19 protein-coding genes are annotated in these 19,042 nt (G+C 61.3%); 10 read left to right on the forward strand and 9 right to left on the reverse strand.

Annotation, left to right across the window (positions count from 1 at the left end):
• Window positions 1-195: 195 nt before the first annotated feature.
• On the forward strand, window positions 196-969 hold the full coding sequence (locus tag OIM99_RS14115; RefSeq protein WP_311851059.1) for an OmpA family protein: 774 nt from the start codon (window positions 196-198) through the stop codon (window positions 967-969).
• Between the two features lie 75 nt (window positions 970-1,044).
• Here the strand turns inward: OIM99_RS14115 and OIM99_RS14120 are convergent, their stop codons facing one another.
• From OIM99_RS14120 to OIM99_RS14130, 3 genes are all read right to left on the reverse strand, one after another.
• Window positions 1,045-1,488 carry an SRPBCC family protein gene (locus OIM99_RS14120; RefSeq protein ID WP_311851060.1) on the reverse strand — a complete coding sequence of 148 codons (444 nt, stop codon included), beginning with the start codon at window positions 1,486-1,488 and terminating at the stop codon, window positions 1,045-1,047.
• 368 nt (window positions 1,489-1,856) lie between these two features.
• Window positions 1,857-3,452, reverse strand: coding sequence for an ATP-binding cassette domain-containing protein (locus tag OIM99_RS14125; protein ID WP_311851061.1), 1,596 nt, complete (start codon window positions 3,450-3,452; stop codon window positions 1,857-1,859).
• On the reverse strand, window positions 3,449-5,053 hold the full coding sequence (locus tag OIM99_RS14130; RefSeq protein ID WP_311851062.1) for an ATP-binding cassette domain-containing protein: 1,605 nt from the start codon (window positions 5,051-5,053) through the stop codon (window positions 3,449-3,451). Before OIM99_RS14130 ends, OIM99_RS14125 begins: the two co-directional genes overlap by 4 nt.
• Window positions 5,054-5,167: 114 nt before the next feature.
• On the opposite strand from OIM99_RS14130, the gene OIM99_RS14135 reads away from it, so the two are divergent.
• The 3 genes from OIM99_RS14135 to cydX are packed head-to-tail and all read left to right on the forward strand — an operon-like array spanning window position 5,168 to window position 8,059.
• Window positions 5,168-6,739, forward strand: a complete 1,572-nt coding sequence (locus OIM99_RS14135; RefSeq protein WP_311851063.1) for a cytochrome ubiquinol oxidase subunit I — start codon at window positions 5,168-5,170, stop codon at window positions 6,737-6,739.
• An 18-nt stretch (window positions 6,740-6,757) separates the two neighbouring features.
• Window positions 6,758-7,912: a cytochrome d ubiquinol oxidase subunit II gene (gene cydB, locus OIM99_RS14140; protein WP_311851064.1), complete on the forward strand. Its 1,155-nt coding sequence runs from the start codon at window positions 6,758-6,760 to the stop codon at window positions 7,910-7,912.
• 15 nt (window positions 7,913-7,927) lie between these two features.
• A complete protein-coding gene (gene cydX, locus OIM99_RS14145; RefSeq protein WP_311851065.1) occupies window positions 7,928-8,059 on the forward strand; it encodes a cytochrome bd-I oxidase subunit CydX in 132 nt (43 codons plus the stop codon).
• A 267-nt stretch (window positions 8,060-8,326) separates the two neighbouring features.
• Here the strand turns inward: cydX and OIM99_RS14150 are convergent, their stop codons facing one another.
• Window positions 8,327-8,728 (reverse strand): lysozyme inhibitor LprI family protein, encoded by a 402-nt coding sequence (locus OIM99_RS14150; protein WP_311851066.1) that lies wholly within the window; start codon window positions 8,726-8,728, stop codon window positions 8,327-8,329.
• Between the two features lie 175 nt (window positions 8,729-8,903).
• Between OIM99_RS14150 and OIM99_RS14155 the strand changes: the two genes are divergently transcribed.
• The 3 genes from OIM99_RS14155 to OIM99_RS14165 all read left to right on the forward strand — a co-directional run bounded on the left by OIM99_RS14155 (window position 8,904) and on the right by OIM99_RS14165 (window position 12,226).
• Window positions 8,904-9,560, forward strand: coding sequence for a heme-binding beta-barrel domain-containing protein (locus OIM99_RS14155; RefSeq protein WP_311851067.1), 657 nt, complete (start codon window positions 8,904-8,906; stop codon window positions 9,558-9,560).
• 37 nt (window positions 9,561-9,597) lie between these two features.
• Window positions 9,598-10,281, forward strand: coding sequence for a hypothetical protein (locus tag OIM99_RS14160; protein ID WP_311851068.1), 684 nt, complete (start codon window positions 9,598-9,600; stop codon window positions 10,279-10,281).
• Window positions 10,282-10,444: 163 nt separating this feature from the next.
• Entirely contained in the window at window positions 10,445-12,226 is a 1,782-nt protein-coding gene (locus OIM99_RS14165) for a pilus assembly protein TadG-related protein (protein WP_311851069.1), read from the forward strand.
• Between the two features lie 47 nt (window positions 12,227-12,273).
• Here OIM99_RS14165 and OIM99_RS14170 read toward each other — a convergent pair whose 3' ends face one another.
• Both OIM99_RS14170 and OIM99_RS14175 read right to left on the reverse strand, forming a co-directional pair.
• Window positions 12,274-12,531 carry a hypothetical protein gene (locus OIM99_RS14170; RefSeq protein ID WP_311851070.1) on the reverse strand — a complete coding sequence of 86 codons (258 nt, stop codon included), beginning with the start codon at window positions 12,529-12,531 and terminating at the stop codon, window positions 12,274-12,276.
• Window positions 12,532-12,889: 358 nt separating this feature from the next.
• Window positions 12,890-13,921, reverse strand: coding sequence for a LacI family DNA-binding transcriptional regulator (locus OIM99_RS14175; RefSeq protein ID WP_409371516.1), 1,032 nt, complete (start codon window positions 13,919-13,921; stop codon window positions 12,890-12,892).
• 187 nt (window positions 13,922-14,108) lie between these two features.
• Here OIM99_RS14175 and OIM99_RS14180 point away from each other — a divergent pair, with 187 nt between their 5' ends.
• From OIM99_RS14180 to OIM99_RS14190, 3 genes are all read left to right on the forward strand, one after another.
• Window positions 14,109-15,050 carry a dihydrodipicolinate synthase family protein gene (locus tag OIM99_RS14180; RefSeq protein WP_311851071.1) on the forward strand — a complete coding sequence of 314 codons (942 nt, stop codon included), beginning with the start codon at window positions 14,109-14,111 and terminating at the stop codon, window positions 15,048-15,050.
• A gap of 87 nt (window positions 15,051-15,137) precedes the next feature.
• Window positions 15,138-16,118, forward strand: a complete 981-nt coding sequence (locus OIM99_RS14185; RefSeq protein WP_311851072.1) for a tripartite tricarboxylate transporter substrate-binding protein — start codon at window positions 15,138-15,140, stop codon at window positions 16,116-16,118.
• A gap of 245 nt (window positions 16,119-16,363) precedes the next feature.
• Window positions 16,364-16,747 (forward strand): hypothetical protein, encoded by a 384-nt coding sequence (locus OIM99_RS14190; protein ID WP_311851073.1) that lies wholly within the window; start codon window positions 16,364-16,366, stop codon window positions 16,745-16,747.
• Between the two features lie 13 nt (window positions 16,748-16,760).
• Here the strand turns inward: OIM99_RS14190 and OIM99_RS14195 are convergent, their stop codons facing one another.
• From OIM99_RS14195 to OIM99_RS14205, 3 genes are read right to left on the reverse strand one after another with little or no spacing between them, the layout of a single operon-like run.
• Window positions 16,761-17,294, reverse strand: a complete 534-nt coding sequence (locus tag OIM99_RS14195; RefSeq protein WP_311851074.1) for a DoxX family protein — start codon at window positions 17,292-17,294, stop codon at window positions 16,761-16,763.
• Window positions 17,291-18,088 (reverse strand): DNA-binding domain-containing protein, encoded by a 798-nt coding sequence (locus OIM99_RS14200; protein WP_311851075.1) that lies wholly within the window; start codon window positions 18,086-18,088, stop codon window positions 17,291-17,293. The genes OIM99_RS14195 and OIM99_RS14200 overlap by 4 nt, the downstream gene beginning before the upstream one ends.
• Window positions 18,078-19,010, reverse strand: coding sequence for a DUF692 domain-containing protein (locus OIM99_RS14205; protein ID WP_311851076.1), 933 nt, complete (start codon window positions 19,008-19,010; stop codon window positions 18,078-18,080). Before OIM99_RS14205 ends, OIM99_RS14200 begins: the two co-directional genes overlap by 11 nt.
• Window positions 19,011-19,042: the final 32 nt, after the last annotated feature.

Genomic DNA, 19,042 nt, shown 5'->3' on the forward strand with positions numbered 1-19,042 from the left:
CCGCGCCCGGCGCCCTCGGTCGATTCCGTATCGGGGAGGGGGCAGTCGCTGCAGGATTTCCGTGGCCAGCGCCGCGAGACGACCCAAGGCAATCGAACCATTATTCAAGAGCCTGGCCGCACCATCATTCGGGAGGGCGATCGGACGATCATTCGGCGTAACGAGGCCGATCGTTTCCGCTTCGATGCCCGCGACGTGCGGACAGAACGACGTGGCGGCGAGCTATCGACCATCGCCGTGCGGCCAGATGGCACGCAGATCGTCACGATCACCGATGACGATGGCCGTCTGATCCGGCGTCTGCGGCGTGATCCGCGCGGCGGTCGTGATATCGTCATTATCGACAACGCCAGGCCTGGCGCGCGGGGGATAGGGGCAGCAGGTGGCTTCTTCATCGATATGCCACCGCCGCATGTCTCGATCCCTCGCGAGCGCTACATCGTCGAGATGGATCGCGCCGACCAGGGCCTGATCTACGACACACTGGTGGCGCCGCCGGTCGAGCGCATCGACAGGCCTTATTCGCTGGATGAAATCCGCTATAGCGCGCCCCTGCGCGACAGAATGCCGAGGGTCGATATCGACACGGTGACATTTGAAAGCGGGTCCTGGGAAGTGGCGCCCGGCCAGGTCGACAGGCTTTCCGTCATTGCCAATGCGATCAATCGGGCCGTGCAGCGCAATCCGAATGAGGTCTTCCTGATCGAGGGACATACCGATGCCGTCGGTGCGGATATCGACAATCTTTCCCTGTCCGATCGTCGCGCCGAGTCGGTGGCGCTGGCGCTCAGCGAAAGTTTCAAGGTGCCGCCGGAAAACCTCACGACGCAGGGCTATGGCGAGCAGTTCTTGAAAGTGAATACGCAAGGCGATGAACGGGCGAACCGGCGTGTCACCGTGCGGCGCATCACGCCCTTGTTGGGGCAGACGTCCAATGCGGGAGGCGCCCCGCCGCCGCCCCGTCGCTGAGAACGGAACGTCTTGAGCAACGAAGAAGGGCACGTCGTCCGCGACGTGCCCTCAGCAATTTCTGCTTCAGCAGCGCTATTGATTGATCTCAGGTTCGACGACCCGCGCCAGGTTGCGCAGGGATTCCTGCCAGCCGAGATAGCAGGCCTCCGGCGGAATGGCATCGGGAATGCCGGCCTGTTCGATTTCGACCTCGGTGCCGACGAGCACTTTTTTCAATTTCACCGTTACCCGCATCTCGCCCGGTAGGTTGGGATCGTCGAATTTGTCCGTGTAGACCACCCGTTGGCCGGGAACCAATTCGACATATTCGCCGCCAAACGAATGGCTTTGAGCCGTCGTAAAGTTACGGAACGACATTTTGAAGGTCCCGCCGACCTTCCCCTCCAAATGATGCACGGTGCAGAGAAAGCCGTTCGGCGGCAACCATTTCGCCAAGGCGTCGGCCTCGATGAAGGCGCGATAGACTTTCTCCGGGCTAGTGGCCAGAACGCGGTGCAAGCGGATCGTATTGGGCATGTCGTTGATCCTCATAATGTGACGAAACGGACTTGAGGGGCCGTCGATTGAGCGGCTGTTCCGAGGACGAACGAGGTTTAGCCGATCCGACACGGGATCTTAGATTTTTTTCCGGTACTGACCAAGGCTGGCTGGGACGGCGGCCCCATCTGGCTTTGTCCGGCGGGTGAGAGTTCCCATCCAGGGCCTCCAAACCCGATTTCGCCACAAGAATGGGATAAGCTACGACCTCCTTGGAATGGGAGGTGCAGATGCCTTGGACATTCTGGGACAAATTCTATCTGATCGGCGTTGTCGTTGCCTTCCTGTCACTGGCGGGAAGCATTTTCTATGCGAGCATGATCGCCGGGAAGTGAGCGCGGACGCGGTCAGTCGAGGCGAATGATCTTGAACAGGCCTTCGTCCGCAACGCGATGGCTGGATAGAATGACGATGCGCTCGCCGAGTTGATCGAGAAGACGCGTCAGAATGCGTTGGCCCTGAGCTTCGTCGAGATGTTCGGTCGGCTCGTCGAGCAAAACGATCGGCCTGTCGGAGAGGACCGCACGGGCGAGATTGAGACGCTGCGCTTCCCCCAGAGACAGCACCTCTTGCGTGATCCAGGCATCCAGTCCGCCCAAAGCCTCGATGCGGCCGTCGATCTCCATATCTTGAAGCGCTTGCCAAAGGTCTTCGTCGGTGGCGGCTGGGGCAAACAGATTGGCGCGCACAGTGTCGGCGAGGATGGCGGCGTCATGCAGGCAAAAGAAACTTAAAGATTGGCGCTCGGCCGGCGACAGCACGCGATCGTCATAAGCCATCGCATCATGGCCGACCCAGCCGGCGATCTGTTTCAACAGACTGGTCTTGCCGCTACCGCTCGTGCCGGCGATCACGGTCGGTTGGCCTTGTCGAAAGCAAGCGTTCAACGGCGTGCCGATCGAACGGCCGTTCGGCGAGCGCCGCTGCAATTTGGTGACGGCAAGCTTGCTGGCGTGATGGTTCGTGATGGCGGCGGCCACCGGCACATCGGTTGGCTTCTCCGTCCATTTCGCGATCTCCGCGCGCGCCGCCTCTCGTCGCAACTGGGCGGTCAGCATTTTGGAGCCGGCTTGAATCGTTTCGCCAAGCGCAAGCCAGGCGAAGGCGAGGAAGGCCGGCGCCAGCAGCGCGTCGGCCTGTTTGCCCGCGAGCCATGCAGCGCCGATGACGCTGAGCGCCGCCAAGGGGCCGAAGAGGCCGATGATCGCATCGACGACCGATTGAGAAAGACGCAAGTCGAGCAGTTTGCTTTCGGCCTGCGTGAAGCGTGCAAGTGCGTTCTGGCTCTGCGGGGCCCATTGCTTCTCCGCCTGCAGGGCCATGACGGACGCCGCCGAGGCACCGAATTCGCCGGCGCCTTGGGCGCGCAGTCGGCGCGCCTCGGCCAGATTCGTGGCGCCGTTGTGCAGGAAGCGCCGGCTCAAAGCGACAACGATCAGCAGCAGAACGGCGATAGGAAGGATGGCCAGAGGCGCAAGGATGACGCTGGCGATCAGGCACAGCAGCACGCCCGCTGCCGCCGTCAGCGCAGGCAGATCGACACGCAAGCGGCCGTAGTCGACATCCTCGACATCGTCGAGATAATCGGTGAGGCGTTCCTGCCGGCCGAACTGCCAACCGGTTTGCACCGCGCTCGGGGCTGAAGCCATCGCACTGAAAAGTTCGACGCGCCGTGCCAATTGCTCCTGCAACGCGACACTGTGGCCGGCAATCCGCTCGCCATATTTGGCGGCGGTTCGCCCCACCGCGAACAAGCGCACCAAAGCCGCCGGCATATGAAAATTGAACGTATAGGCCAGGGGCGAGAGCCCGGCGATGGCCACCGCGCCGAGAAACCAGGCGGAAAGGCCGCTCAGCAGCAGGGCGCAAATAACCGCCGTAAACGCGAGCACGAGCGTCCAGCGCCAGCGCGCGCGAACGTTCGGGCGCGGCGGGGCCTTCATATCGCCACTCCCACGGCGAGGGGCACATCTGTCGCGACGTCGATCCGCTGATCGGCGCTCTGCAACAGCTCCTCATCATGGGTCGCGACCACCACGAGCCTTTTGTCGGCGGCTTCCCGCAGCGCCTTGCGCACGAGAGCGGCCGACCGGCTGTCGAGTTTGGCTGTCGGCTCGTCGGCCATCACGGTGGCATCTGTGAGCAGGGCACGGGCGACGGCCACGCGCACGCGCTGGCCGCCGGAGAGATTGGCGCCACCGGCATCGACGAGTGCATCGAGGCCGCCGGGCAGCAGCGCATCGTCGAGCAAAGCGAGTTGTTTCGCCACATGGGCGCGACGCGTCGGGCAGGGATTGCCTGTGCCCCAGGCGAGGGCATCGGTGAGCTTGCCTGGCGGGATGAAACTGTCGGTCGCCACCCAAGTGATGGGGGACGTGATGGGGGAGGTGATCCGGGGCTGTGCAGCTTCAAGGCCGATCAGGCGGCGTAGCAAAGTCGATTTACCCGATCCGCTCGGTCCGGAAATCGCAACGAGACCCTTGGCTGGCAGCACAAGTATCTCCAAAATCCGATCGACGTTTGGCAGCGCCGCTGGGGCTGGCGGCTGCGTTGCGAGGAGACGATCGAGAGCGGCCGCGGCGGCCAGCCCCTCGGCTTTGATGTGATATTGCTCGGCGAAGCGCCGGAACGGCGCGAAATACTCCGGCGCGACCATCAGGATGAACAGGCTCTGCCAGAGTTCGAAATGGCTGAAGCCGGGAATCTGGGCGAGCTTCAGATGGCCGAGCCCGAGCAGGACGGCGAGAAAGGCGATCGACAGGGAGGCGAAGAAGTCGATGATGCCGGCGTTCAGAAAGGCGACTTTCAGCACGCCCATCGTCTTGTGCGCATAGGCTTCGAGTCGCTGGCGTAGTTTGGCTTCCTGATCGAGGATCGCGTGATTGGCGACGATCGTCGGCAAAGCGCGGATGCGATCGGCGAATTGGCCGGCGAGATGGCTGAAAGCCTTCTCTTGTGTCTCGGTGCGCCGGCGGATCGTATCGCCGATCAAAACGAAGAAGATGATCATGATCGGCGTCAGCGCCAATACGGTTAACGCCGCCTGCCAGGAGACGATGGCGATTGTTGCCGCCGCGATCAGCGGGCCAACGGCCATCATCGAGCGGGCCGCACTCTGGCCGATGACGAGAGCGGCGATCGCGTCAGGATGACGCTGCAAGCTGACGATCAGTCCGCCGACCGGCAGCGATTGAACGGTGCGGGCCGGCATGTCTCGTAGTTGTTCGCTGGCCTGCGCGCGCAGCCATGCGGCAAGCTCCGTCTCAGCTTGGGCTTGCGTGCGCTCGGCCATCAGTCCGGCTGCCGTGGCAAGCGCCAGAAAAAGCGGGACGGTCGCCAGAATCGAAATGGAAACAGGGGCTCCCATGATGAGCCGGCCGACCAGCAGGGCCGTCGCGGCGGCGAAACCGAGCCGGAAAACCGTGCGCATGACCTGCCAGCCCAGCACACGCCGCAGAGGCGCCTTGCCGAACTGGCGCGTCCGTTCAAGGATCGTGTGGACGACGGCCGGGTCCGTCGCGGACGGGCGTTGCGAGGATGACATCGATCTAAGCATACTAGCTTACAGTAGGCCTGCCTCTGGATTCATCTGTTTGATTCACATCAAACCGCATTCGGGGCGCAGGGAGTAGCTAGCGATCATTCCTAGGGGGTTCCTATGATCGACCCGCTTCTCGTCGACCTGTCGCGGCTTCAGTTTGCCCTGACTGCTCTTTATCATTTTCTTTTCGTGCCATTGACGCTCGGGCTTTCCATCCTCCTGGCGATGATGGAGACGGTCTATGTCATGACGCGCCGCAAAATCTGGCGCGATATGACCAAATTCTGGGGCGTGCTGTTCGGCATCAATTTCGCGCTCGGCGTCGCCACCGGCATCACCATGGAATTCCAGTTCGGTATGAACTGGGCTTATTATTCGCACTATGTTGGCGACGTGTTCGGCGCGCCCCTGGCGATCGAGGGCCTGATGGCCTTCTTTCTGGAGGCAACCTTCGTCGGTCTGTTCTTCTTCGGCTGGGACAGGTTGTCGGCCCGCGCGCATATGATCGTCACATGGTTGATGGCGCTGGGCACGAATTTCTCGGCGCTGTGGATACTGGTCGCCAATGGCTGGATGCAGAATCCGGTGGGCGCGGCTTTCAACCCCGATACGATGCGCATGGAAGTGACGGATTTCATCGCCGTCATTTTCAATCCGGTCGCGCAGGCGAAATTCGTGCATACGGTCTCGGCCGGCTATGTCTGCGGTGCCACATTCGTGCTCGGCGTCTCGGGCTGGTATCTGCTGCGTGGCCGCCATATCGAACTCGCCAAACGCTCCTTCGTCATTGCCTCGGCTTTCGGCCTGGCTTCGGCGGCCTCGGTCATCGTGCTCGGGGACGAAAGCGGCTATGCGCTGACCGACAACCAGAAGATGAAGCTCGCCGCGATCGAGGCCATGTGGGAGACCGAACCGCCGCCGGCGTCCTTCACCATCATCGGCTGGCCGAGTCTCAAGGATAAGAAGACGCATTTCGGCATTCACGTGCCTTGGGTCATGGGCCTGATCGGAACGCGGTCGATCGACAAGCCGATCGAGGGCATCGATCAACTGGTTGCCAAGGCCGAGACGCGCATCCGTAACGGTCTGCATGCCTATGATGCGCTGGAGAAACTCAAGGTCGATCGCAACGACACTGCCGCGCGCATCAGTCTGGGGCTGTCGCAGGCGGATCTCGGTTATGCCCTGCTGCTGAAGCGGTTCGTCGCCGATCCGCGTCAGGCGAGCGAAGCGCAGATCAAGGATGCCGCCTGGACGACCGTTCCAGAGGTGCCTTATCTGTTCTTCTCCTTCCGCCTGATGGTGCTGTGCGCCTTCCTGCTGCTCGGGGTGTTCGCTACCTCGCTATGGTACACGGCGCGCGAAGAGGAGGCGCCGCGTTGGCTGTTCCGCATGGCGGTTCTTGCCATCCCGCTGCCGTGGATCGCCATCGAAGTGGGCTGGTTCGTCGCCGAGTTCGGACGCCAGCCCTGGATCATCGAAGGTGTATTACCGACCTTCCTCGCCACTTCGGAACTCGGCGTTTTCAATCTGATCCTGACCATTGCCGGCTTCACCGTTCTCTACGGCATTCTGGCGGTGATCGAAGTGCGCCTCATGCTGGCTGCGATCCGCAAGGGGCCCGAGATTGGCGATGTCCCGGATGAACTGGCCGCCGGTTGGCGCGGCGCGCCGCAGCCGGCTCAATAATCGGAAAGGACTGCTGAGATGATCGAGTTTCTTTTCGACTACGCGACCTTGCGGGTAATCTGGTGGGTGCTGCTCGGCGTCCTCCTCATCGGCTTCGCGGCCATGGATGGTTTCGACATGGGGGTGGGGGCGCTGCTGCCCTTCGTCGCCAAAACGGATATCGAACGCCGCGTCGCCATCAATACGATCGGACCCGTCTGGGAGGGGAACCAAGTCTGGTTCATTCTCGGCGGCGGTGCCATCTTCGCCGCCTGGCCGGCGCTCTATGCGCTCAGCTTCTCGGGCTTCTATCTTGCCATGTTTCTGGTGCTGATGGCGCTGATCCTGCGTCCGGTCAGTTTCAAATATCGCTCGAAGAAGCCGGACGCCGGTTGGCGCTCGCGCTGGGATTGGGCCTTGTTCGTCGGCAGCGCCGTTCCGGCTTTGATCTTCGGTGTCGCCGTCGGCAATACGCTGCGCGGCGTACCGTTCCATTTCACCACGGATCTGCGCCCGATCTATGAGGGCACGCTGTTCGGCCTCCTCAATCCGGTGGCGATCTATTGCGGCCTGGTCTCGGTTGCCATGCTGGTCATGCACGGCGCCGCCTGGCTCGCCTTCAAGGCCGATGGGATCGTGGCCGAACGAGCGCGGTCGTTCGGCATGAAGGCGGCGGTGCTGGCGGCCTTGCTCTTCGCCGGCGGCGGTCTGCTGGTGTGGAGCGGCTTGTTGGGCGGATATCGCGTGACCTCGCCGATCGCCTGGGATGGTCCGTCCAATCCCTTAGGCAAGACGGTCGTCGCCGATCCCAGCGCCTGGTTGGCGAATTTCAACGCCCATCCGATCCTCTGGCTGGTGCCGGCGCTCGGCGTCCTCCTGCCGCTGGTGGCCGCCCTCGGCTTCCGCAGCCAGCGGGCAGGGTGGACCTTCATCGCCTCGAAACTCAGTGTCGCGATGATCATCGCCACCGTGGGGCTGGCGATGTTCCCGGTCCTGTTGCCGTCGAGCAGCAATCCGAACCATTCACTGACGGTGTTCGATGCCTCGTCCAGCCGCGCCACTTTGCGCAACATGCTGCTGGCGACGGTCATCTTCTTGCCGATCATTCTGGCCTACACCGCCTGGGTTTACCGCGTGCTGTGGGGCAAGGTCAGCGAGAAGAGCGTCGAGAACGCCGGCTCGTCGGCTTATTGAGAAAGGAGAGGGGTCATGTGGTATTTCGCCTGGGTTCTCGGCCTTGGACTGGCCGCCTCCGTCGGCATTCTCAATGCGCTTTGGTATGAGCTGCGCATGGTGCGCGAAACGCCTGAAGACGAGCAGCTTCGTCTGCCGACGCCTTAGAGCAAATTGCGTTTCGACAGAAACGCGATTTTGCATAGACCTCAGTTTTGACGCGTCTTTGTACCGTTTGGCTGCGCCAAACGGCAAAACGCTATGATAAGAAAGCCCCGCTGACAGGATCAGTTGTCAGCGGGGCCGTTTGCTGCCAGTACGGGCCTAACATTGGCGGGCAGGCCCGATGAACAGGCTGCCGCTCGATGGTTGCTGAAACGTTAATTTTCGCTCGATAACATCACTTCGCATCGGCAACGCAATCCAGAGAGACACTTAGGGACTGATCTTCACGCGGCGCTCCAATTCGAGCGTCCGGTTTTTGATGTCGCCGAGTTCGAAAGCTTGAGAATCAAGGAATGCCACGGACCCATTATTCGGATCGGCGGCCAGACGATGGGTTTCCTGTAGGTGATGCTTGAGCCAGGCGCGCTGCTCGTTGCGCAGTTTCGTCTTTTCATCGGCTCGGGCGTGCTCCGACAATGTGCGATAGGCGGCATTGAGCCGGGTATCCCATTGGTCGATTTCCTGTTTTCCGCAGTTCAGCATTTCCGACGACACGCCACCCGCGGCATTCATGCAGGCATCGAAGCGTTGCGCCCCAGCGTCTTGCGCCTGCGCTAGTGGAATCCCCACGAGGATCGTCGTGCAGGCCAGAAAATACCTTACGCCATCCATGTTTGACCTCGTATGTCGTGTGTCGAAATGAACCTGAAAGACGGATCTCGGTGTTCATTCCCCAACGCTGTCATCAGCCCGTGGTTTCACATCTAATAGCTTGATCCCGGTCATCGAATGGCGATGATGAGACGCGCCAGGACGAGGCGCGACGCGCGAAAAAGAGAGCTGCCGAATGGATATGTTGGCCGATATTTTCACCGAGCCGGATCCGATCGATTCCGACACGCTGGCCAATTTGGGGCCGCTGCGTCGGTTGGCTGGGATCTGGGAAGGGCAGCGCGGCATCGACGTCAATCCCAAGGCCGATGGTCCAGAGCGCAAAAACTATTACGAGCGGATCGTGATGCAGCCGATCGATCCGCAAACGAACGGACCGCAACTCTTCTATGGCCTGCGCTATCACGTCCATATCAACACGCGGGAAGAGGAGATCACCTTCCACGATCAGGTCGGCTATTGGCTGTGGGAGCCGGCGACCAAGCTCATTTTGCAGACCTTGGCGATCCCGCGCGGTCAGATCGCCATCGCGGCCGGGCATGCGGAGCCCGACGCCACCAAATTGATCCTGAAAGCCGAGCGCGGCCAGACCGATTACGGCATCTGCTCGACGACATTTCTCGAACAGGCCTTTCGCACCGATGCCTATCGCATCGAGGTGGATTTCAACAGCGACGGAACCTGGAGCTACGTCTCCGACGTTACCTTGCAAGTGAAAGGCCGCGACGCGCCTTTCCAGCATATCGACCGCAACAAGTTGACCAAGATCGCCGAGGCCGATCTCAATCCTTGGGCCAAGCTCGTGCGTGACAAACAAAAGACCGCCGGCTGAATGACATAGGATCAACGGTCGGATCGGAGGAGGGGCGATGCTGGCGCGCAGAACAGTGCTCGGTGGCTTGCTTTTGCCGGTTCTGCTGCGCCCGGCGCTGGCCCTCGACAGCAAGGCGGCCATCACCGCGCTCAACCGGCCTGATCTGGCGCCGGACCTCGGTCGCAGTCCGGAACGCGTCGTTCTGGGCGATTGGGGAAATAGCGCGGAGCGGCTCGTCGCTTGTGCCATTCTCAATCAGGACGACGATTCCGTCATGGCCTTGCTGCTGCGGGACGGGCCGGACGGGCGCGCAGAGATCGTCGCCGGCCCGGGCCAGATACCGGCCGTCAAGATCGATCCGTTCTGGACCGCCAACGCGCAAATCATGCGGCAGACGCCTCTGGGCGCGGCGCCTGTCGTCGCGATCAAACTGAGCAACAGCTATCTGTCGACCTCGCGCAGCACGACGACCGAGGCTGTCCATTTCTTCCTGCGTCAGGATAAAACGCTCGTGCCGATCTTCGCGAGCCTGACGATGGCGGGGCATTCGGAAGGAAAACTGCGCTGGCAGCGCACATGGCGCATCACCGCCGAAGGCCGGCCCAATGAGGCTGGCGTACCGCCGGTCCTGGTGGTGCGCGACGGGCGAAGCGGCGAGAGCGTGTCGCGCCATCGCTGGCGCCGCAGCGCTTATCATCCGCTGATCTTCGATCGCACGCCGCCGCTCGGGCCGGGCTGAAGGCGGCGGCCGAAGCCATCCCCGGATCTGTCGTGTATCGAATAATTGATTGATTTGGCAGCAAATAGCTCCAAATTTCGGTAACGTTTGTTCAACCAAAGAGCGATTAAATACCACGGTATCCTGCTTGCGCGCCGCGGATCGTCGGCTGGGAGCGCTTGCCATGGCAATAGCCCGGTATGTTGTCAGCGCGATTTCCATCGCCCGTCTGAAGGTGGGTTTCGTCCCGCCGCGAAAACATGCGTCTGTCGAGTTCGTCCATGATTGCCGTGGATCGACGATGATCCTGACGGCGATTGCTTTGGCCGCGCTGATGGGTTTCGTCGCGCTTAGCGTCGATCTCGGTTCGCTGTTCTTTCAGAAGCGCCGCCAGCAGACGGCGAACGATTTGGCTGCGCTGGCCGCCGCCAGCGATTTGAGCCATGCGTCGGCGGCTGCCTTGGCGACGCTCGCGCGCAATCAAACGCCAACCGGCGCCGGGATCGTGGTTGAAACCGGGACCTACACGCCTGATCCGGCGTTGACGCCGAGCGCCCGCTTTGTTCCAAACACGTCGTCGGGGGTCAATGCGGCGCGCGTCACGGTACAGAGCCAGCAGTCGATTTATTTCGGCCGTATCCTAAGCCTGTTCGGCGGCGGCGGCGCGGGTCCTGCGACGGTCAATGTGCAGTCTTCGGCCATTGCCGCGACCAATGCGCAGGCAGCCTTCACCGTCGGGTCGCGGCTCTTCAGCCTGAATGGCGGGGTCCTCAACTCGGTTCTGGGCGGGCTGCTGGGCACGAGCATTTCATTGTCGCTGATGGACTACCAATCCCTCGTCAGCGCCAAGATCGATCTCTTCAGCTTCATGGATAAGTTGGCGACGCGTCTCAATCTGACAGGGCTCAGTTATTCGCAGATCCTGTCCACCAGCGTCCATACCGCCGACGCCTTGCAGGCGGTGGTGAGCGCGGCGAGCGCCAATTCCGCCAACAGTGCCGCGGCGATCGCCGCGCTCTCGCAAATCGCCAATGCCAAGCAAGGCTCGAACGATCTGATCAATCTGTCTTCGCTCTTGTCCCTTGGTGTTTATGGCGTGCGGGTGCCGGGCGAAGGCGATCCGCTGACCGCGACGATTTCGGCGCTCAATCTCGTCTCTTCCATCGCGCAGGTTTCCGGCGGCACCAATCAGCTCAGTGCTTCGTTGAGCTTGGGCCTGCCGGGCATTTCTTCGGTCAATCTCGCGCTCGCCATCGGCGCGCGTCCGGTCAGCACGAGCGCGATCGCCGTCGGCTCGATCGGTTCCACCGCCTACACCGCGCAGACCAGGCTGCTGCTGACGGTGAGCCTGATCGGCTCCGGCAAAGCGTCTCTGATCAACGTTCCCATCTATATTTCGATTGCCAGCGCCTATGCACGCCTCACGGCGCTGAGCTGTTCGCCATCGAACCTCAGTTCGTCGAGCGTCACGCTCGGCGTCAAGCCGGGCATCATCGACGCGTGGATCGGCAATATCAGCATGTCCGACATGACCAATTTCACCAGCCCCCCGTCGCCGGGCACGGCTACATTGGTCAATGCGATCGGCGTCGTCACGGTCACCGGCAGTGCCCACGCCAGCATCAGCAATATGACGGAAACGCCGCTGACGTTCAGCTATGCCGACATTTCATCGGGCACCGTCAAATCGACGTCGACCACGGATTTCACCACGTCGCTGATCACGAGCTTGATCACCAATCTGAACATGCAGGCCACCGCCCTTGGCGGATTGCTCAATCTTGATCTGCTTGGACTCGGAGGTCTCGGTGGCACGCAGAGTCTGGTGACCAGCACGCTGACGAGCGCGACCGGCTCGATCGATACCATTCTCAACAGCGTGCTGACCGCCCTTGGAATCAACATCGGCGAAGCCGATGCCTGGGTCACGGGCGTGAGCTGCGGCAACGCTGTCTTGGTGAACTGAATTGCAGCGACATTCCATGCGCCAGTAAAAGCACGAAAAGCTGTCCGTTAGTTCGACATCAACGAAAAGAAGTAACGCGTTTTCCGTCGCACGTCTTTAGATCTTCGTTCTTCTACATCGTCAGATTTCATGAGCCGTTTGCGAAAAGGGGCGCAAAGTCGGATGCGCAGTACGAGAACTTTATCGAGGGTGATGGTGGCAGACGTCCTTCCTTCGATTTTTCTGGAAACTTCTTCCAAGAGTTCGAGCGCCTCTTCAGCATTGCGCATCCGCGACACCGCATGAGCGTGCTTGGAGTTTTCCATTAGACCCTCCGGTTTCGTATTTTATGTGGCAATCGAAAACGGTTGATGATCGATAGCCCAGACATAAGAGGGGACTGTCGATCGCGTTCCTTCACTGCCGCAAGAATTCCGGGGATGAAAGCGCGGTGAAAAAGACAACAGAAAGGGGTGCCATGGAATCCCAAGCAGAGTTCAAATGCTATGGTGTTCGACCGGCAGAAAGATTTTGTCTTTGGGTCGGACGTTAAGCGCGTTGCGACCACTTTCTCGCGCGGTTAATGCATGTTTAATCAGTCCGCGCCGATCACCAATAGAGTTTTAATTGGATGCTGAAATGGTTTGCGGCGATCAATAATCAACGGATCGTCCGGCCTGCGTTTCAACGCGGCGGATGAGCCGTCGATCGCCGAGGGATTAACGTCGGTGTCGCGATCCTGATCCGATCATGTTCGCCGGTCGGTCCGTGCGTCAATAGATCCAAGGCGGCATTGGCGATCTGATCGAAAGGCACGCGCACCGAGGTCAGCGGTGTCGGCAGGCGGCTGACGATGGGAATGTCGTTATAGCCGACGAGCGAAACGTCGCCTGGCACCGACAAGCCGAGCCGTTGCAGGGTCGAGAGCGCGCCGATGGCCGTATTGTCGTTGACGGCGAAAATGGCGGTCGGCGGGACGGGCAGGCGCATCAATGTCTCGGCCGCTTCGGCGCCGGAGTCGATGCCGAAGGTCGCGTCGACGATCAGCGACGGATCGACCGAGACGCCAGCTTCGGCCAATGCCTGCTGATAACCTTTGAGGCGGCCCTGGCTGCTCGAGGCATAGTCAGGCCCCGCGATCAGGCCGATGCGGCGATGGCCGAGATCGAGCAGATGCCGCGTCGCCAGATAGCCGCCGAGCCGGTCGTCGACGACGGAGGAGAGACTGCGGCCGTCGGTGCGCAGGATGAGGACGAAGGGTACGCCGCGTGCCGTCAGCTCCTGCGGAAAATCATCGTCGGTGCGCGCGGTCGAGAGGATCAGGCCGTCGACGCCCCGTTGCAGCAGGGTTTGCGCCGCCGTGCGATCGGCCTTCGGCTCATCTTCCGTGATCGCCACGATGGCGAAGCGGCCGGTGCGGCTGCACGCGCGTGCCAGCGCTTCGTAATGCATCGCCATGACCGTGTCGGTGAGGCGGGGCACCACCACGCCAATGGTCATCGTATTGCCGCGCCGCAGACTGGCGGCGGCGCCGTCGCGGACATAGCCGAGATCGGCCGCGACCTGGCGCACACGCTTGGCGGTCTCGCTGTCGGAGCGGGGCAGGCGTTCGTCGAGGATGCGCGAGACGGTCGACTTGGAGACGCCGGCCGCCGCCGCGACGTCATGCAAGGTCACCCGCGATTGTCGCTCTAGAATTTCTGGGTCCACAGGCACTTGGCATCCTCTCGCAGGCAGCCGGTCGAATCGAGCCCGATGGACCGCCCAATCGGTGATTGACTCGAAAACCGGTCGCGTCTATATCTGGGAACGTTCCCGCCATCGATCCTGATCCCAATGAGGGCATCGCGCGGTCCGTATTGGGAACGTTCTCGGTAACGATATTATCATCAGGGAGATGACTATGTCTATTATGGACCTTCGAGGCCTAAACCCCGCTCCGGTCACGGCTTTCACCCGCGACGGCGAAGTCGATCACAAGGCCAATGCGGACATCGCGCGCTGGCTGGTGTCGGTGAAGGGCGTCAAAAGCCTCGTCATTCTCGGCCATGCCGGCGAGGGCACGTTTCTGACCTCGGAAGAGCAGGTGGAGCTGATCCGCACCTATGTCGACGCGGTCGGCAAGCAAGTGCCGATCATTGCCGGCATCACCGGCGAAGGCACCAAGGTTGCGGCGCTCGAAGCCAAGCGGGCGGCGGATGCCGGCGCCATCGGCGCGCTCGTCTATCCGAACCACGGCTGGCTGCGCTTCGGCTTTCAGAAAGGCGCACCGCAGGATCGCTATAAGGCCATCCACGAAGCCTCGGGCCTGCAATGCATCCTCTTCCAATATCCCAATGCCACCAAGGCCTCCTACGATCTGCAGACGCAGCTCGAGATCGCCGCGCAGCCGGGTGTCGTCGCCACCAAGAACGGCGTGCGCGACATGAAGCGCTGGGACACGGAAATTCCGGTGCTGCGCAAGGAATTCCCGGATCTGCAAATCCTCACCTGTCACGACGAATGGCTGCTGCCGACCATGTTCGATGTCGACGGCATGCTGGTCGGCTACGGCAGTCTCGCGCCGGAGCCGCTGGTCGATTTCCTCGCCGCCGGCAAGGCGCGCGACTACAACGCCGCCCGCGCCATTCATGATCGCCTGCTGCCGGTGACGAAGGCCGTCTACCATCGCGGTTCGCATATGGAAGGCACCTGCGCGCTCAAGCTCGGCCTCGTCGCCCGCGGCAAGCTCGATCATGCCACCGTGCGCTCGCCGCTCGTGCCGCTGGCGGCCGGCGCCGAAAAGGAAATCCACGACGCGCTCGCTCAGGCCGGCCTGCTCGCCAAAGTGGCCGCTGCCGCCTGACCCGATGGCCGGCGCGACGGAGGTGGCGCGCCGGCCATTTTGCCTTGATCATGCTGCTCGCGTTGCGAGCTGAGGGAGGGAGGACCCATGTTCCAGCGTCGCCAAATTCTGGTCTCGTCGCTTTCGTTGCTCGGCGCTTCGCTGAGCGCCATGCCGCTGCGGGCTCAGACCAAATATCCGGACCGCCCAATCCGCCTGATCGTCCCCTTCGCCGCCGGCGGCGGTGTCGACGTGTTCGCGCGGCTGCTGGCGGAGAAGATGCGCCAGGCCCACGGTTACAATCTTGTCGTCGAGAACCGGCCGGGCGCCAATGGCGCCATTGGTGGCGGCGCGGTGCGCAATGCCGAGACGGATGGTTATACGCTGCTGTTCTCGGCTTCGACCCATGTGATGGCGCGCCAGGTGATGAAGAATGCGCCCTATGATCCGCTGACCGATTTCACGCCGATCGCGCGCGTCGGCCAGGCGCCGATGATGATGGTCATGTCGCCGTCGCGGGCGCCCAATTCGCTGCCGGAGATGGTCGCGGCGGCGCGCTCGGCACCCGACAAATGGATGTTCGCCGTCTCCGCGCTCGGCGCCGCCGGCCATCTGGCGACCATCGACTTCAACCGCGTCGCCGGCCTCAATCTAACGATCGTACCATATCGTGGAACGGCGCCGGGCCTGAACGATGTCGCCGCCGGCCATATTCAATTGATGATCGATCCGGTCCTGGCGCTCTTGCCCATGGCGCAGGAGGGGCAGGTCAAAGGACTGGCGGTGACGACGGCCAAGCGGACGGCCCTGGCGCCGGAGTTTCCCACCGTAAGCGAGCAGGGGCTGCCCGCCTTCGATCACACCACTTGGTATGGCGTCTGGGGGCCGAAAGCCTTGCCGGCCAGTTTGGTCTCGCAACTCAACGAGACCATCAATGAAGCCGTGCGCCAGCTCGAAGCGGAAAAGCGTCTCGCGCAGATCGGCCTTGAGGCTATCGTCGAAGGACCGTCCGAATTCGACGCCTTCGCGCGCGGTTATGTGACGCGCAATGCCGAGTTGCTGAAACTGGCGAATTACGAGCCCGTCTAGCTCGACCGCGTGTTTGAACCTTTTTCGCCGAGGTCGCTGGAAGGCGATCTCGGCGTTTCCATTTCAACGGCCCAGATCAAGGCATAGATCGATACCGGTGAGTTTTTAACGCAATGGGTTCGTCTATTACCCTTGCAAGCCATGTGGATTTTGGCGCGAGAGAAAGTTTTTGCAGCAATAGAAGGGCCATTTACATCGCCGCAATGTGCAGTAGAGTTCCGGTATATTTTAGGGCCTATTTATATATGAAACGCTTTATTCCCTTTGCTGCCGCCCTTCTTCTGAGCGTGCCAAGCGCCGATGCGGGCGAAAACGAAATCGTGTCCTGGACTGCCTTCGGCATCGGCACCGATAGCTGTGCCAACTGGCAATCGTCCGATGCGTATAAGTCGGAAGGCGATGCGTGGATCCTCGGCTTTTGGTCCGCGCTCAATCTCGCAAGCCGCGTCGACGCCAGGATCGACGCCGACATTGATGCAAACGGCATCTGGAACAGCGTCCGAGAGGCTTGCACTCAAACGCCATCAGGCAAACTCGCCGATGCTGTCTTGGAGACCTATGACAAGATGGTCGTTCGACGTCGGGGCGCGATCGATGGCTGGACGTCCGGTGCGTTGGGAGCGCGATAGTCTCGCTGATCGATCAGGCCGCAGAGCGCGATGGAGATTTGGCGGGATGTTCGTCCTGCGCTGTCGATCGATGAAAAAAATGCCATAAGACATGGTCGAGTGAGGCGCGTCCCGCGCCCCAGGTGATGATCGCCAGCGCCATGGCAGCCCAGGAGATGTGAATGGGCCAGCCATCCGGGACGGTGAGTTGCACGATCAGCGTCATGACCAACAGCCCCAGCGCGGCCGTTCTGCTGGCGAGGCCGAGAATAAGAAAAACGGGCAAGGCGACTTCTGCGCATCCCGAAAGAAAGGCCATGATCGCCGGCGCGGGAAACGGATAGGGACCGCCCGGCAGATGCAGCATGAATTCGTCGGAGAAGAGCGTGACTGCGGTGTCGTTGATCTGAAGAAATCCATCCCATTTCAGAATGCCCGATCGCCAGAACGGAACGGCCAGCGCCACGCGCAAGACGAAGAGGGTGAGGGCCGGAACGGCGAGCGTCTGTAACACCTGGTTCCAGAAGGTCACGCCATCCGCAATCTTCTTTCGAAACGAAACAGTCATTGGGTCTCTCCCAGACGAATGGCACAGAAAGCACCGGCTTCGATCAGGCCCGCGATGCCTGTGGCGATATCGAAAGCGTTTGAGTCCTCAAGTGCCATGGCGGCGGCTTGCCCCAACGAATGCCCTGAAATGAGGGCCTCCAGGAACGTCGATTGCCCCGGCGGCAGATATTGGACGGTGACATCAAGCCCCGGCCGTGTGATGAGGGCGTCTTCACGATCTGCAATATGCAGCGATGCAGGGGGATCGCGTTCGGTACGATAGGCAGCGAAAAGCGACACCGAGGAATAATCCGAGCGGATGATCCGTGTTGCCGGATGGGGTGTCAGGACGACATCGGCGAGCTTATCCGGCGGCAGCGATGCGAAAGCGCTCGGTTGAAGAGGCTCGACATCGGCCGCGTGATAGGCGTCGAGCCAGGCGCGTTCGAGCCGCGCGACGTCGGTAAGATAGGGCAATGCCTTGGCATATTCGTACTGTTCGATGAAGGTTGGAAAGTCGCGTCCATATTCAAAGAGCAGCGGCGATCTCGGCGGGCAGGCCCTGACGTGAGATCGCGCCATCGCTCTGAAAAAATCCACGCCTGTGATCCGTTGCACGGCCGGATAGATGGCGGCGAGCGCGTCGACCAAACTGACGGTGACATTGTTGCGATAGATATTGTAGCGGCGGGCAAGCTGCGCCTCGCGCGAGCCATTGAGGATCGCGGGCGCTCTCTGGGCCGGATCGAGCAGCGGCGCTGAGAACCTGGCCGCATATGAGGCCGGATCGCGAAATGAATCTTCAGAGAGCATGTATCGGCTCCATTGTTGAACGTGGGAGTGCGGCATGGAGCACGTCCCGCGCGGTCTCGGCCTCCGCCTTGAGGATCGGCCAGGCAGGAAGTTTGCTGTCCCATTCGATGAGCGTTGGCAGCGGCCCGTAGCGTCCAATGACCGTTTCATAAAGCGCCCAGACCGCGGCATCGACCGGCTCGTCATGGCTGTCGATCAAGACCGGCGCACCGTCTTCGTCGATCTCTTTGTTATGGCCAGCCAGATGAATCTGGCCGACGCACGCAAGAGGAAAGTCCGCCAGATAGGCGAGTGCGGAAAAGCCGTGATTGGTCGACGATACGAAGACATTGTTGATGTCCAGCAAAAGCCCGCAACCCGTGCGCTCCGAAAAGCTGCGGATGAAATCGGTCTCGCTCATCGTCGATTCTGTGAACGTGACATAAGTCGCCGGGTTCTCGATGAGAATGCGACGCCCGATGGCATCTTGCAGTTCGTCGATATGGTCGCACACGTGGGCCAGGGTGCCCTTGGTATAGGGCAGGGGCAGGAGATCGTTGAAATAGGTCGTGGCATGGGGCGTGGAATGCGTCGACCAGGCCAGATGTTCGGAAACGAGAGCAGGCTGGTATCGATCGATCAGATGTTTGAATCGCGCGATATGCGCCTTGTCGAGCGGTTGCGGACCGCCGATCGACATGCAGACGCCATGGAGGGAGATCGAATGATCGCGCCGGATGGTTGTCAGCACGTCGTGGGGTGGGCCGCCTTGGCCCATGTAGTTTTCGGCATGGACTTCGAAGAACAGAGATGAATCCCGTTCCTGCATGATGTCGGGCAGGTGTTCATGCTTGAGGCTCGTGCCGACAAGCCCTGCTGTCACGTCCGGAAAGCGGGAAAAATGCGCAGTGGTTGCCGTAGCCAAAGTCGGAATGGCTTCCATGGGTTTTCCCCGCTCTCGAAGATGATGCGATA

The organism is Methylocella sp. CPCC 101449 (assembly GCF_031921685.1).
GTDB lineage: Bacteria > Pseudomonadota > Alphaproteobacteria > Rhizobiales > Beijerinckiaceae > Terripilifer.